The sequence below is a fragment of the Sphingobium sp. SA2 genome, assembly GCF_032227065.1.
In the GTDB taxonomy this organism is placed as follows: domain Bacteria; phylum Pseudomonadota; class Alphaproteobacteria; order Sphingomonadales; family Sphingomonadaceae; genus Sphingobium.
In genome coordinates this window covers 893,387-907,220 of record NZ_JAPMXX010000001.1, presented here as the reverse complement: position 1 = coordinate 907,220, position 13,834 = coordinate 893,387, and the positions used below count along the sequence as shown (strand labels likewise).

Genomic DNA, 13,834 nt, shown 5'->3' with positions numbered 1-13,834 from the left:
GCGCCGGAGAGGGAAGGCGCGCCCCATATCGTCCCTTCGCTATCAGAAGGGCAGGTTGTAGAGGCCTGTCGCGTTGGTCTGCAGGACCTTCTTCTTGACCTCGAAATCATAGCCGCCCAGCACGTCGATGACATGCGCCTGCACGCCGGGATAGAGCGAGGTGGGATGCGGGAAATCGGTTTCGAACATCACCTTGTCCACGCCGATGGTTTCCAGCAGCAGCTTGGGACCGACCTTCTCGAACCAGAAGGTGACCCAGAAATGGTCGCGGAAATATTCCCACGGCCGCTTATGCAGCATATTGGCCTTGCTCGGCAGCATCTCGTTGAACTGATGCTCCAGCGCCTCGATCGCGAAGGGCAGCCAGCCCATGCCGCTTTCGATAAGGCCGATCTTGAGCTTGGGATGGCGATCGAGCCGGCCCGACACCATCCAATTGCCCAGCGTCGCGGCATTGCCGATCGAGAACATCGTCGCCACCACCGACAGCGTCTGCTCGAAGCCGAACCCGTCCCAGGTCAGCGTATTGGGGTCGACCGCACTGTTGAGGTGGAAATTGAGCGGCATGCCGGTCGCTTCGCACATCTCCAGGAACGGGGTCCAATAATCGTGCATGAAGCTCGGCACGCCGACACGTTCGGGCGTATCGGGCAGGACAAAGCCCTTGATCCCCATGTCGTAGCAACGCCGCGCCTCGGTCTCCAACGCCTTCTGGTCCCAGAAGGGCAGGTGGCCCATGTTGAAGATGCGGTTGCCCGACACCTGCTGATATTCGGCCGATGCATCATTATACATTTGCACGATGGCGAGCGCGAGGTCGGGGTCACCCAGCGACATCAACGACCCGGCTTGGGTCACGCCCGAATTCTGGAAGCCGATCTGGGCATAGACGCCCATATCGTCCATCGCCTGCAACCGTTCCTTGATCAGGTGGCCGCCCGGATGCGCCTGCTCCAGCTTGGGGAAAGCAAGCCGCCCCAACAGCTTGTTATTGTCGGCGCGAATGACGTTGCCACCCATCGATCCGAAATTGCGGTCACCGACATACCAGCGTTCGACGCCGTCGGCGTCCTGCTTCACATAGGGCACCTTGCCCTTATATTTGGCCGGCGCGCGCGAGGTGAACAGGTCGGGTGCTTCGGTGATATGCGTGTCGGTGTCGACGATCTTGATGCCAGCCAGCGATGGGTCCAACCCGCCCGATTGTGTGGCATAATCCACCTCGCGGATCACGCCGCCTTCGGTATAGCCTTCGGCCGACCAATATTTCTTGGCGGCCTGCGCCATTTCGCTGTCGGTCTTGTCCTTCACATCAGCCATGCTTCATCTCCATCGGCTGGCGGCTGCCATCGAACAGCGGGGAAACGGGCGCGGGCGCCGGTTCCTCCACGCAGCGACGCACCGCTTCATTCAGTGTCCGCAACAGGCTGTCGGCATCGATCTGGTCCGATGGCTCGTAGACGAAACCAATGGCCAGCGGCTGGCTTTCGGGCATGTTGGGCAGCAGCACGGCCGTTACATCCGCGATCGACCCGAAGCCGACCTTGCCACTGGCAAAGCCCTGCTCCCGGCATGACAGCACCTGTGCGCTCATGTCGGCGGGTATGAACTTGCGATCGGGCGTGGCTTCCGCATTCAGGCGGCGGATCATGCCGTCGCGCCGCGGCTGCGGAACGGTCGAGAGCATCAGCCATCCCGCCGCGCTGTCGGACAGATGATCCTGCTGGCCGCCGCAGAAACCGGCGGCTCCGGCGGTGCGGAAGGTGCGCGTGCCGGCCCGCCAGTTGAACACCTGGACCTTCAGGCCCACCATGCCGAACACCGCAACGCCCAGGCCCGTCTGCGCCGACAGGCGATCGATCAGCCCGGTCAGCACGCCATCGCGCACCAGCTTGGGCTGCACGGCGGCCCCCAGCATCGCGGCGCGGGGCGTGGGCGAATAGGAACGCGAGCAGGGATCTTTGTGCAAAAGGCCAAGGTCAACCAGGCTCGACAGCAATTCCGACGTGCTGGACTGAGGCCGGTCGAAACGACGGACGATGTCCATCACCGTAGCCTGCGGATGATCTTCATCGAAGAATTCCAGCACTTCGATGACGCGCTTGGCGATCTTTGCCTTGTTGGACTCTATTTGAGCCATGGTCCTCTCCTTCGGTTTATGAACACAGTTGTTCACTACCGGGGCAGGCCTGTCAATTAAAAATGAGATACTCTCGTTTATTTTGCCCAATTGGGCAGGTGGAAGCAGCCAGAAATCCTCACAACCATCTGAATTATTACTATAAAAATAGACGTTCCGTACAGGTTTCCAGAGCAATGGAGCTGCCGGTCACCGTTCGGTTCCGAAGAAAAATGCACAGCAACCCCGGCGCAAAAAGCCGTAACCATTGTCCGATTCGCTGTCCGCTTGTTGCGCTTCAGCGGGAAAACAGCGTCTTGATTTCCCGCCGCAGCAGCTTGCCCATCTCATTATAGGGTAGGGCATCGGTGAACAGCACCCGCTCTGGTACCCGCGATGACCGCAGCCGCGCTCGTACCATCTGCTTCAGCTCGTCCTCGTCCGGCGCGCTATGCCCTGCGCGCGGCACCACGATCAGGCCCACCGCTTCGCCCCACTCGTGCGAAGGAATGGCGACCGCCGCCGCCTCGGCCACGGCGGGATGGGTCATCACCACATCCTCGATCTCGCCGGGCGAGATATTCTCGCCGCCCCGCACGATCACATCGTCCGCGCGCCCCGACAGGAACAGATAGCCGTCCGCATCGATATAGCCCGCGTCACGAGTCGGAAACCAACCATCGGCGTCAAGCGCGCTGCGTTCGCGATATTCGCCCGACACCTGCTCGCCGCGCACATAGATTTCGCCCGGCACGCCCGGCGGCAGCACTTGGCCATCCTCGTCGCGTATCTCGATCTCCACGGTCGGCAACGGCCGCCCCACCGATCCCAGCCGCGCCCGCACCACCGGATCGTCCGACCCATGGGCCGCGCGATGCTCATCCGGTCCCAACAGCGCGACGGTCGAACTCGTCTCGGTCAGGCCATAGGCGTTGGTGAAGCCGGTCGTCGGAAACAGGTCGAGCGCCTGGTGGATCAGCTCGGTCGGCATCTTGCCACCGCCATAGGCGATCGCCCGCAGCGCGGACAGGTCCGGCTGCGACGCACCCTTGGCGACCATCTGGCCCATCGCCTCGATGATCCGCGCCAACATGGTCGGCACGACAAACGCATTGCTCGCTCGCTCCACCGCCGCGAGGTTCAGCCAGGCGTCGGGTGCAAAGGCGGGCAGCATCAGGATTCGCCGCATCGCGTAAATGGAACTCAGCAACGCCGCGATCCCCGCAATATGATAGGGCGGCACGCTGACCAGCGCGGCATCCTCTTCCGGCGCAGCGGCGAACTCCACCGTGCCAAGGATATAGGAGACCAGATTGGCATGACGCAAAATCGCGGCCTTGGGCGCGGCGGTCGTGCCACTGGTGAACAGCTGGATCGCGACATCGTCGCCCGCGTCCGCTTCCACCGGCGCATCGCCCGCCAGTGTTTGGGCCTGCGCGACGAAATCCGCGCGCGACACAATGATATTGGCGGCATCCGGGCATAGCCGCCGCACCCGCGCGCCATCCCCGACGATCAACGCCGGGCTGATCCGCGCCAGCAGCGCCCCCAGATCCGCATCCGCCAGCCGATAGTTGAGCGGCACATAAGGCACGCCTGCCAGCGCCGCGCCGAACAACGCCATGACCGCCGCCTCGCTGCTTTCGTCGAGCAGTGCGACATGCGCGACCTCGCTCTGCCGGATCAGCGCAGCCGCGCCGCGCGCGCCCGCCAGCAGGTCAGCATAGGTCCAGCGCGCGCCATCGCACACCAAAGCGATCCGGTCGGGTGCGGCGTCGGCCGTCATTTCCAGGAAGAGGGCGATGTTCATCGGTCTGTCATTCAGTCCGACGCGGGCAGGGGCTTGGCGTCCTTGACCTGCAAGGCCACGCCGTCGACCGAAAGCGATCCTTTGCCCGGCTTGACGCACAGCAATTCGAACGTCCCTGCCGCATCGACATAGCGTTTGCCCATCAACGTGCCAGCGGCGAAATCGGCCGACGGCGTGCCGACCGCTTCCGGCTTCGCCTCGCCCATCGCCGCGCCGCCGCATTCGATGGCTCCCTCGCCGCAACGGATCACCATGACTTCGGTGTCGCATGCCGCGCTCTTCAATTTCGTTCCCGGTTTCATTGCACTGGTCGCCTTTGTTCCAAGCCTCACGCGATCGCGCCGCTGGCTTTCCACTGTTCGATCTTGTCCCACTCGATGCCCATTTCCATCAGCACCGTTTCGGTATGCTCCGACGCCTGTGGCGCGCGGGTGGTTTCCAGCGGCTTGCCATCGAACTGCACCGGTCCGCGCACCAGCCGCAGCGGCTTGCCGCTGCCATCGGCACCCTCGACCTCGATGATCATGTCGTTGGCCAGCGCCTGTTCGTCGGTCAGCAGGTCGCTGAAACTCTGCACCGGCGCCCATTGCCCCTTCATGGTCTTGAGGTGCGCGCGCCAATAGGCAAAGGGCTTCTGGGCAAAGGCCTTGACCAATATGTCGCTCGCCGCACCCGCATTCTCGATCAGCGACAAGACGTCTTTAAAGCGCGGATCGTCCGCGGCTTCCGGCGCACCGACATGCTCGAACGTATCGCGGATCAGGCCGGTTGGACTGACCATGCACAGATTGATCGTGCCGCCATCGGACGTGCGGAAATTGCCCATGAACGGATTGCGCAGCGACCCGCCCGATGTCGGCATCGGATTGCGCGTTTCGATCCCGGTCTCCATCACCTGCGATATCAGCGCGCCCGACGCCCACCAGGCGGCACTCAGCAGCGATACGTCCACCTCGGTCGCCTCGCCCGTGCGCTCGCGATGCAGCAGCGCGCCCGAAATGCCGCCTGCAATGAACATGCCGCCGATCGAATCGCCAAAGGCCGGGATACCCTGCGTCAACGGACCCGGCAGGGCTTCAGGCGTCATCGCATAGGCGACGCCGCTGCGCGACCAGAAGCAGGTGCCGTCGAACCCGCCGACCAGCCGCTCCGGTCCCTTGTCGCCCAGCGCGCTGCCACGGGCATAGATGATATCGGGGTTCACGGCGCGGATATGCTCGACATCGAACCGGTTTTTCTGGCGTACCTGCGGCAGATAGTTGGTCAGGAAGACATCCGCCGTCTTGGCCAGCTCATATAAAACCTCCTGGCCTTCGGGCGTGGACAGGTCGATCCCCACGCTGCGCTTGCCGCGATTGGGATGTTCGAACAACGTGTGGCGCAGCGGATCCAGCGTCACCCCGCCCATGTTGAGAAATCCGCGCTGCGTGTCGCCGCGTACCGGATGCTCGATCTTGATGACATCCGCGCCCCAGTCGGCCAGGATCGCGCCCGCCGCCGGTACATAGGTGAATTGCGCGACTTCCAACACGCGCACACCCTTCATCACCTGGGTCATAAACTTACCCCAATCCCCTCATGCGCCGCACGATGCAGCGCTGTATCTTGCCGCAAAGCCTAGAAGCTGCGGCCATTGCCGCAAGAGCCGACAGGCTGTTGAATGCGGGCTATCGCTCGCACGATGCCCCAGCGGCCACCAACGCCGTCACGATATGCGAACCCCCGCAAAACAGGGGGATTGAGCGGCACGGGCTACGGGCCGAAGGTATGGCGCAAACGTCACCGGAAGGACTCCCATGCTGATCGACTCCTCGCTCTCCGCCATCGTCACCGGCGGCGCGTCAGGCCTTGGCCTTGCCACGGTGAAAGCCTTGCGTGCCAACGGCGCAAAGGTCGCGATCTTCGACATCAACCAGGATCAGGGGGAAGCGATCGCCGCAGACGTCGGCGCGACCTTCTGCAAGGTTGACATCCTCTCGGAAGACAGCGCACTCGCCGGCTTTGACCAGGCCCGCGCCGCTCAGGGGCAGGAACGGCTGCTCGTCCATTGCGCCATGGTGTCGAAGGGCGGCAAGACCGTGTCGAAGGACAAGGATAATGGCGGTTTCAAGCGCCTCTCGACCGAGGATTATGCCCTGTCCGCGCAAGGCATTCTGGTCGCCAGCTACCGCATGGCCTCCATCGCCGCGCTCGGCATGGCATCGCTCGATCCACTGGCCGACGAGGAGCGCGGTAGCATCATCCTGACATCCAGCGCGGCGGCCGAAGACGGGCAGGTGGGGCAGATCGCCTATGGCTCGCTGAAGGCCGGCGTGAACGGCATGGTCCTCCCCATGGCGCGCGACCTGATGGACTTGGGCATTCGCGTCAATGCGATCATGCCCGGCATCTTCGCGACGCCGCCGATGCTGCGGTTCAAGGACATGAACCCGCCCATGTATGAAAATCTCGAAAAATCGGTGCCCTTCCCCCGCCGCCTGGGGCTGCCGGAAGAGTTCGCATCGCTCGCCATGGAATTGGTCCGCAACAGCTATATCAACGCGCAAACTTTCCGCATCGACGGCGCGATCCGCTTCCCGCCGCGCTGACCTGCCTTCTCCTTCGCATCATGACCAAAGAACAAGGGCGCGCCGGGCAATGGCGCGCCCTTGTTCGTTCGCACTTGCAAAAAATAATACTAAGCTAGGTTGACATGTTTTTGGCGAATTACTAACTAAGCTTAGTATTAAATGAATCACTCTCTTTTCTAACCCAGAGGTTCGCCATGACTGCTTTTGCCCAAATCGCTCTTGCCTTCACCCTTGCCGCTTCCGCCCTGCCGCAGGCCGCCGCAGCTGCCGAAGCCGTGCAACTGTCGTCCTCCGTTGCCGTCAGCGCGGCGGACTATAAGGGCAAGATGCTCTACACCGCGTCGGGTGACCGTCTCGCTGCCGTCTACCGCGTCGCGCCCGATGGCGCCGCGCAGATCATCCTCAACGGCAAGATGGTCGTCGTGCCCGCTGCCAGCCTCGCCGCCGCCGATGGCAAGCTCGTCACCAAACTGTCCAAGCGCGATCTGCTGACCGCCCGCTGATCGGCCTGACCCATCAAAAAAGGCCCGCCTTCCAATGCGGAAGGCGGGCCTTTTTGCGTCTGTCGCTTGGCCTGTGATCAGGGTTTGGCAATATTCTCGGAAATCATGTCCAGCAGCATGTTGAGCCGGTTGAGGTCGTCCACATCGAAGCGCGCAAAGGCGACATCCTCATTGGCACGGGCAATGCCCGCCAATTGAGTCGTGATCGTCTGGCCTGCCTCGGTCAGGAACACGGCATGCGCGCGCCGGTCGTCATCCTTGGCCCGCCGTTCCAGCAGCCCGTCGGCGCAGAGCCGGTCGATCAATCGCCCGGCCGACGCCTCGGCAATCTCCAGCATATTGGCGATCGTTCGTTGCGTCGCACCCGGATGCCGCGCGACCACGGCGATCACCGTCCATTGCGACCGGGTCACGCCCAGCCGCACCACGCTCTGGTCGAAATGCGCGCGCAACTGCCGCGCGATCACCGTCAGCTTCAACGATGCGTTGCGCTTGAGCGCGGTCGGGTCTTCGGCCAGCAATTGATCGATCGGTTTCGCCATCACCTGGCCACCATAGCGCCACCGCGGCGAAACGAAAGAAAGCTCATCCTGCAATGCACAAGTCGGCACCATGTCCTGTCTCTCAGACACGTTCGATGATGATCGCTGGAGCCATGCCGCCCGCCGCGCACATGGTGATCAGGCCATAGCGACCGCCCGTCCGTTCCAACTCGTCCAATGCCGTGCCGATCAGCACCGCGCCGGTCGCCCCGATCGGATGGCCAAGCGCAATCGCGCCGCCATTGGGATTGAGCTTCGCGCGGTCGATCCCCAAATCGCGGATGAACTTTTCGGTCACGACCGCAAAGGCTTCGTTGACCTCGAAGACGTCGATATCCTCGACCCGCAACCCTGCTTTCGCCAGCACCTTGCGCGCGGCCGGGACCGGGCCGTTCAACATCAATGTCGGGCAATCCCCCATATTGGCGGTCGCAACGACCCGCGCGCGCGGCGTCAGGCCATGGCGCTGCGCATAGTCGGCCGACGCCAGCAATAGGGCGGCCGCGCCATCGACCACGCCGGACGATGTGCCCGCATGGTGCAGTGGCGTGATCGCCAGGTCAGGATATGTCTGGTTGATCAACTGGCGGAATGTCGGGCCATCGGCGCGCGAGGGCATGTCGAGAAAGGCCGCAAAGGCGGGCTTCAACTGCGCCAGCTGTTCGGCCGTGGTATCAGGCCGGGGATATTCCTCATGGTCCAATATCACCGCGCCATCATCATCCACCACCGGCACGGTCGATCGGGCAAATCGCCCTTCCTTGATCGCGATCCCCGCCCGCCGCTGGCTCTCCGCGCCAAAGGCATCGAGCTGCTCGCGCGTAATGCCCTCCATCGCCGCAATGGCATCGGCGGCGACGCCCTGGTTCGACTGGGGATGCTTGGCCTGCAGGCGCAGATTGCCGGTGCCAAGGCCGCCGACCGACGGCACCCCTGCTTCGCGCAATGACTGGCCATAGGACATGACGTGCGACATCATCTCGGTCCCGCCCGCCACGACCAGATCTTCCATCCCGGCCATGATCTGCGCGGCGGCCAAATTGGTGGCGGTCAGGCCACTGCCGCAGAAGCGGTCGAGCGTCACGCCCGACGCGCGCACATCATAGCCCGCGTCCAGCGCCGCCATCCGCCCCATGTCGCCGCCCTGCAATCCCATCTGCGCGCTGGTGCCCCAGATCACGTCGTCGACATCGGCCGTGTCGATGCCATTGCGATCGCGGATCGCACGCAGCACCGTGGCCGCGACATGCTGGGGATGCAGATGGGACAGGGCACCCTTGCCCAGCTTGCCGAAGCTGCGCGGCGTGCGGACGGCGTCGATGATAAAGGCCTCTGCCAAGGCGCGTCTCCTGCAATATTGTTGATGGCGCTATCGCATGGATGCGCGCGCATCCCCAATCGCATGGGCGATTGATCGTGGGCCGGGATGGACGCTGCGGCCGGGCCGCGCGCAGGGTGGTCGGCCAAAGGACAGGAAGTAGGGAGAGTTGCGGAATGGCAAAGGACGGCGGCAGCTTTGCGCCCCTGCGCGAACCGGTCTTCCGCCGCATCTGGACCGCCAGCCTGCTCTCCAATTTCGGCCAGTTGATCCTGGGCGTCGGCGCGGCCTGGGAAATGACGCGGCTCACCCCGTCGCCCGGCATGGTCGCGCTGGTCCAGAGCGCATTGATGCTGCCCCTGATGCTGGTTGCGCTGCCAGCGGGTGCCTTGGCCGACATGTTCGACCGACGGCGGATTGCCATGGCTGGCCTTGCCTTCTCGATGGTTTGCGCCTGCATTCTGACGGTGCTGGCCTGGGCGGGCTATAGTTCGCCCTGGATGCTGCTGACCTTCTGCTTCCTGATCGGGGCAGGGGTCGCGCTTTATTCGCCCGCCTGGCAATCCTCGATCAGCGAGCAGGTCGGTCCGCATCACTTGCCTGCCGCCATCGCGCTCGGCACGATCAGCTATAATGTCGCGCGCAGCTTCGGCCCGGCGATCGGTGGCATCATCGTGCTGGCGGCCGGTGCCCATGCCGCCTTCGCCGTCAACGCGATCGGCTATCTGCCCTTGTTCATCGCCTTCTACCTGTGGCAGCGCCGCCATGTCTCCTCGCGCCTGCCGCCCGAACAGATCCACCGCGCGATCGTGTCGGGCGCACGCTATGCGCTTCACGCTGTGCCGATCCGTACCGTCCTGGCCCGCGCCTTTTTCTTCGGGCTGGCGGGCGCATCGGCCGCCGCGCTCGCCCCCTTGATCGCCAAGCAATTGCTAGGTGGCGACGCCAGCACGTTCGGCCTGCTGCTTGGTGCCAGCGGTGTGGGCGCGGTCGGCGGCGCGCTGCTCGTCGGTCCCTGCCGCGAGAGGTTTGGCACCCATCGCACCGTCACCCTGCTGGCCGTCATCAGCGGCGCGGCGTTGCTCCTGGTGGGCTTTAGTCGATCGGTGCCGCTCACATGCTTTGCCCTTTTCATCGCGGGCGGCGCGAATATCCTGACCATCGCGCTGTTCAACGTCGCCGTGCAACTCGCCGCGCCCCGCTGGGTGACGGCGCGCGCGCTCTCGCTCTTCTCCTCGGCGCTGACCGGTGGCATTGCGATCGGCGCGGCCTTTTGGGGCTGGGTCGCGGGGCAGATTTCGGTCGAAGGTGCGCTCTATCTGTCGGGCCTGGCGCTCGCCGCCTTGCCGCTCATCGGCATGCTCCTGCCTTTGCCCGACACCAATGAAGCCGATGTCGAACCCTTCCTGCTCAATAACGAGCCGGAGGTCGGCATGGCGCTCACCCGCCGATCCGGCCCGATCATCATAGAAATCGATTATGATGTCGATCCTGCCCGTGCGCGCGAATTTTATGGGGCGATGTTGCAGGTCCAGCACACCCGGCTGCGCAATGGCGGGTTCAACTGGTCGATCGCGCGCGACATTGCCGATCCCACCCGATGGACCGAACGCTATCAATGCCCGACCTGGGGCGATTATCTGCACATGCGCGAGCGCTTCACGCAAGCGGACAAGGATATCCAGTCCCACGCCAGTTCCTTCCATAACAGTCCGGACGTTTTGCGCGTGCGGCGGCGGCTGGAACGGCCGTTCGGATCGGTGCGCTTTCGCCCCGACACGCCCGACCCGCAACAGGGGATGATCAACTATATCGGGCCATGATGCCCGGAGGAGAGTCGATGAACGACAGACGATATCGGGTGATCCAATGGGCGACCGGCAATGTCGGCACCCGCGCGCTCCGCACCGTGATCGAGCATCCCGCGCTCGACCTCGTCGGCCTGTGGGTCAGTTCCGATGCCAAGCGGGGCCAGGATGCAGGCGTGATCGCCGGGCTGGACCCTTGCGGCATCATCGCCACCAGGTCGGTCGATGATCTGGTCGCAATGGAGGCTGACTGCGTCCTCTACATGCGCCAGGGAACCGACATCGACGAATTATGCCGCCTGCTGGCATCCGGCAAGAATGTCGTGACGACCCGCGGCGACTTCCACCACCCCCCGTCCATGGACGCTGCCACACGCGAGAGAATAGACGCCGCCTGCCAAGCGGGCGGCACGTCGATCTACAGCACTGGCTCCAGCCCCGGTTTCATCACCGAAGCGCTGCCCATCCCGCTCCTCTCGCTCTCGCGGCGGCTCGATCGCCTGACGATCGACGAATATGCCGATCTGTCCAGCCGCGCCTCGCCCGACCTCTTGTTCGGCGTGATGGGCTTCGGCCGCGCCCCACGCGCCTTCGATCCACGCCAGATCGACCATGTGAAGGGCGATTTCGCCGGATCGCTCGCCCAACTGGCCGACGCTGCCGGAATCGCCATCGACCAATGGGATGCGATCGGCGAAATGGGCGTGGCCACCCAGGCCATCACCATCGCCGCCGGAACCATCGATGCGGGCACGGTCGCTGCCCAACGCATCACCATATCCGGTATGCGCCATGGCCAACCCATGCTGCGCTTCCGCGCCAACTGGTATTGCAGCGACCGGATCGATCGCACCGACTGGGAACTGCGCCCGTCGGGCTGGCGCATCCGGGTGGAAGGCGACACGCCGCTTGATGTCGCGATCAGCTTTCCGGTCGCGCAGGAGGATTATGCCGCCTTCACGCCCGGCCTCACCGCCCATCGCGCGGTCAATGCCGTCGCTGCCCTCTGCCAAGCGCCACCCGGCATCCGCACCACCGCCGATCTGCCGCAGGTCATCGCCCGCTTTCAGTAGCCTGCGACCATCGCCTCGCTCACCTGCCACAGTCGGGCGGCGGCCGCATCATCCTGCGCCGCCGCCGAACAGGGCACGGCCTCGCGCTTATGGAAATAGCCGCCGCTCGACCGCCCCGGTTCAGGCGCGCTCGCCAGCCACACCAACGTATCGGCGGCTTGCTCAGGCGTCAGCGCCTGCTCGGCGATCGACTCCATATAGGCACGCATCGGCGCGTCGCAGTGGCTGGCGAAATTGCTCGCCACAACCCCCGGATGCATCGCATGCGCCACGATCCCGCTCCCCGCCAGCCGCCGCGCCAGTTCGCGGATGAACAGGATGTTGGCGAGCTTGGCATGGCAATAGGCGGCTCCCCCCACGAAACCCTCGGCAAAGGTCAGATCGTCCCAACGAATGCCATCGCAATGTTCATGGCCCGTGGACGATACCGCCACCACGCGCACGCTGCCGGGTTCCGATTGCGCGGCGGCCGCTATCAGATGGGGCAGCAATGTCCGCGTCAGCAGAAAGGGCGCGAGGTGATTGGACGCAAAGGTCGCCTCATGCCCCTCCTCGGTGATAACCCGTTCCGCCATCACCCCGCCTGCATTGTTGAGCAGCACGTCGATCGCCGGGGCCAGCGCAGCAATCTCCGCCGCCGCCCGCGCCGTCTCGCCCATTAGCGCCATGTCCGCCCGGATCATGGTGAAATCCGCGCCGGGCAGGGTGGACAACGCGGCTTCCGCCGCGGCGCATCGCCCGGCGTCGCGTCCGACGCCGATCACCCGCCACCCCTGTTGCAGCAACGCACCCGCCGCCGCCCTGCCGATACCCGCACTCGCGCCGGTCACGACCGCTATCTTCTGCCGATTCGTCATGCGCGCGCGACCTCCATCTTGCGGGAACCATGGCCCAGCGTCAGGAACAGCAGCGCCCCGACCAAGGTGACGCAGGCACCGATAACCAGAAACGGCGCATAGCTGCCCCATAGCCCCAGCGTATAGCTGAGCGTCAGCGACCCCAGCGCCGCACCCCCCGCAATCGATGCGCCGACCAGCCCCATCACCAAGCTGAAGACATTGAGGCCAAAGCGCCGTGACACCAGATAGGCGGCCACATCGCCCTCCGCCCCTTGCGCCAGTCCCATCATCGCCACCGACAGCGCCAGCACGATGGTCGCGTCGAAGGGCGATGCCATCAGCATCATGCCGATCGCCGGCATCGACAGGGTCAGCGCGGCAACATGGTGCGGTTGCATCCGGTCGAGCGACAGGCCACAGGCAAAGCGACCGACCATGACGCCCACCGCATAGATGGAAATCAGCCAGGTCGCGGTCTGCGACTGCGCCCCGCTGTCCATCAACATCAATTTCATTTGCGCCGACACCAATCCTTGCGGAAAATTCACCAAAATCATGCCGATGATCAACACCCAGAAGGCGGGATTGCGCACAATCACGCCATAGCCTGCCTTGGATTCGACCGGCACATCCTCGTCCGGGCGGGTGCCGATATGCGGCGGCGTCATGGCCACCGCGATCAGGCCGAACGCCATGGTTATCCCGCCCATCAACAGATAGCCGTTGCGCCATCCCTCGCTTTCGATGAACCGGCCGAGCAACGGTGCGAGGACCGCGCCGACCAGCGGCGGCCCGGTCATGACGATGGAGAAAGCCAGCCCCCGCGCCCTTTCGAACCGTTCCGCCACGATGCGGGTATAGACTGGCGAGGTGGTCAGCGTGCCGACGACGATCTGCAACACCGCAATGGCGAAGAAGGCGCGAATGCTGCCTGGCTGCATTGCAAAGGCGATATAGGCGCTTGGCCCTGCCAGTACGCCCACCGTCGACACCGCCCGCACCCCGAAGCGATCGGTCAGCCGCCCGGTGATCGGCTGCGCGATCAGCATCAACAGCCCCATGCTGCCCAGCAACGCGAATTGCGACCTTGGCCAGCCGAACTCGGCGATCAGCTTGGGCGCGAACAGGCTCATCGTATAGGCGGACAGGCCGATACCAAAGCCCAGTCCCATGGTCGCGGCAAGCAACGGTCGCCAATGCGTCCGAAATTCGCCCCAATAGGCCGATCCCATCCTCGCCTCCTATAGTCTCA

At 64.2% G+C, this 13,834-nt stretch carries 13 protein-coding genes; 4 read left to right on the top strand and 9 right to left on the bottom strand.

All coding sequences use genetic code 11. The features are described from left to right. Positions 1–42: 42 nt before the first annotated feature. The 5 genes from OVY48_RS04440 to OVY48_RS04420 all read right to left on the bottom strand — a co-directional run bounded on the left by OVY48_RS04440 (position 43) and on the right by OVY48_RS04420 (position 5,487). On the bottom strand, positions 43–1,320 hold the full coding sequence (locus OVY48_RS04440) for an amidohydrolase family protein (RefSeq protein ID WP_037476721.1): 1,278 nt from the start codon (positions 1,318–1,320) through the stop codon (positions 43–45). Then, positions 1,313–2,140: a helix-turn-helix domain-containing protein gene (locus OVY48_RS04435; RefSeq protein WP_052027718.1), complete on the bottom strand. Its 828-nt coding sequence runs from the start codon at positions 2,138–2,140 to the stop codon at positions 1,313–1,315. The genes OVY48_RS04440 and OVY48_RS04435 overlap by 8 nt, the downstream gene beginning before the upstream one ends. Positions 2,141–2,417: 277 nt before the next feature. Next, positions 2,418–3,929 carry a class I adenylate-forming enzyme family protein gene (locus OVY48_RS04430; protein WP_037476722.1) on the bottom strand — a complete coding sequence of 504 codons (1,512 nt, stop codon included), beginning with the start codon at positions 3,927–3,929 and terminating at the stop codon, positions 2,418–2,420. Positions 3,930–3,940: 11 nt separating this feature from the next. Further along, positions 3,941–4,231, bottom strand: a complete 291-nt coding sequence (locus OVY48_RS04425; RefSeq protein WP_037476724.1) for a hypothetical protein — start codon at positions 4,229–4,231, stop codon at positions 3,941–3,943. Between the two features lie 26 nt (positions 4,232–4,257). Further along, positions 4,258–5,487 carry a CaiB/BaiF CoA transferase family protein gene (locus OVY48_RS04420; RefSeq protein WP_037476725.1) on the bottom strand — a complete coding sequence of 410 codons (1,230 nt, stop codon included), beginning with the start codon at positions 5,485–5,487 and terminating at the stop codon, positions 4,258–4,260. A 238-nt stretch (positions 5,488–5,725) separates the two neighbouring features. On the opposite strand from OVY48_RS04420, the gene OVY48_RS04415 reads away from it, so the two are divergent. Both OVY48_RS04415 and OVY48_RS04410 read left to right on the top strand, forming a co-directional pair. Continuing rightward, positions 5,726–6,517: an SDR family oxidoreductase gene (locus OVY48_RS04415; protein ID WP_313921911.1), complete on the top strand. Its 792-nt coding sequence runs from the start codon at positions 5,726–5,728 to the stop codon at positions 6,515–6,517. A 176-nt stretch (positions 6,518–6,693) separates the two neighbouring features. Then, positions 6,694–7,002 (top strand): hypothetical protein, encoded by a 309-nt coding sequence (locus OVY48_RS04410; RefSeq protein ID WP_313921910.1) that lies wholly within the window; start codon positions 6,694–6,696, stop codon positions 7,000–7,002. 77 nt (positions 7,003–7,079) lie between these two features. On the opposite strand, the gene OVY48_RS04405 is transcribed toward OVY48_RS04410, so the two are convergent. Beyond that, positions 7,080–7,544 (bottom strand): MarR family winged helix-turn-helix transcriptional regulator, encoded by a 465-nt coding sequence (locus OVY48_RS04405; RefSeq protein ID WP_037478857.1) that lies wholly within the window; start codon positions 7,542–7,544, stop codon positions 7,080–7,082. An 82-nt stretch (positions 7,545–7,626) separates the two neighbouring features. After that, positions 7,627–8,883, bottom strand: a complete 1,257-nt coding sequence (locus OVY48_RS04400) for an acetyl-CoA C-acetyltransferase (protein ID WP_037476728.1) — start codon at positions 8,881–8,883, stop codon at positions 7,627–7,629. Between the two features lie 155 nt (positions 8,884–9,038). Between OVY48_RS04400 and OVY48_RS04395 the strand changes: the two genes are divergently transcribed. Further along, positions 9,039–10,685 carry an MFS transporter gene (locus tag OVY48_RS04395; RefSeq protein WP_037476729.1) on the top strand — a complete coding sequence of 549 codons (1,647 nt, stop codon included), beginning with the start codon at positions 9,039–9,041 and terminating at the stop codon, positions 10,683–10,685. A gap of 17 nt (positions 10,686–10,702) precedes the next feature. Continuing rightward, complete coding sequence (locus tag OVY48_RS04390) at positions 10,703–11,743, top strand: dihydrodipicolinate reductase (protein WP_037476730.1); 1,041 nt, start codon at positions 10,703–10,705, stop codon at positions 11,741–11,743. On the opposite strand, the gene OVY48_RS04385 is transcribed toward OVY48_RS04390, so the two are convergent. Next, the gene (locus OVY48_RS04385) at positions 11,737–12,600 is read right to left on the bottom strand and encodes an SDR family NAD(P)-dependent oxidoreductase (RefSeq protein ID WP_069064351.1); all 864 of its coding nucleotides are present in this window, start codon (positions 12,598–12,600) and stop codon (positions 11,737–11,739) included. The genes OVY48_RS04390 and OVY48_RS04385 overlap by 7 nt on opposite strands. Beyond that, entirely contained in the window at positions 12,597–13,814 is a 1,218-nt protein-coding gene (locus OVY48_RS04380) for an MFS transporter (RefSeq protein WP_069064350.1), read from the bottom strand. The genes OVY48_RS04385 and OVY48_RS04380 overlap by 4 nt, the downstream gene beginning before the upstream one ends. Positions 13,815–13,834 lie beyond the last annotated feature (20 nt).

Excerpts from the sequence above, each read along its gene's own strand:
- OVY48_RS04425 (WP_037476724.1), bottom strand. The coding sequence starts at position 4,231 with ATGAAACCGGGAACGAAATTGAAGAGCGCGGCATGCGACACCGAAGTC.
- OVY48_RS04435 (WP_052027718.1), bottom strand. The coding sequence starts at position 2,140 with ATGGCTCAAATAGAGTCCAACAAGGCAAAGATCGCCAAGCGCGTCATC.
- OVY48_RS04380 (WP_069064350.1), bottom strand. The coding sequence starts at position 13,814 with ATGGGATCGGCCTATTGGGGCGAATTTCGGACGCATTGGCGACCGTTG.
- OVY48_RS04390 (WP_037476730.1), top strand. The coding sequence starts at position 10,703 with ATGAACGACAGACGATATCGGGTGATCCAATGGGCGACCGGCAATGTC.
- OVY48_RS04440 (WP_037476721.1), bottom strand. The coding sequence starts at position 1,320 with ATGGCTGATGTGAAGGACAAGACCGACAGCGAAATGGCGCAGGCCGCC.
- OVY48_RS04415 (WP_313921911.1), top strand. The coding sequence starts at position 5,726 with ATGCTGATCGACTCCTCGCTCTCCGCCATCGTCACCGGCGGCGCGTCA.
- OVY48_RS04405 (WP_037478857.1), bottom strand. The coding sequence starts at position 7,544 with ATGGCGAAACCGATCGATCAATTGCTGGCCGAAGACCCGACCGCGCTC.
- OVY48_RS04395 (WP_037476729.1), top strand. The coding sequence starts at position 9,039 with ATGGCAAAGGACGGCGGCAGCTTTGCGCCCCTGCGCGAACCGGTCTTC.
- OVY48_RS04410 (WP_313921910.1), top strand. The coding sequence starts at position 6,694 with ATGACTGCTTTTGCCCAAATCGCTCTTGCCTTCACCCTTGCCGCTTCC.
- OVY48_RS04430 (WP_037476722.1), bottom strand. The coding sequence starts at position 3,929 with ATGAACATCGCCCTCTTCCTGGAAATGACGGCCGACGCCGCACCCGAC.
- OVY48_RS04385 (WP_069064351.1), bottom strand. The coding sequence starts at position 12,600 with ATGACGAATCGGCAGAAGATAGCGGTCGTGACCGGCGCGAGTGCGGGT.
- OVY48_RS04420 (WP_037476725.1), bottom strand. The coding sequence starts at position 5,487 with ATGACCCAGGTGATGAAGGGTGTGCGCGTGTTGGAAGTCGCGCAATTC.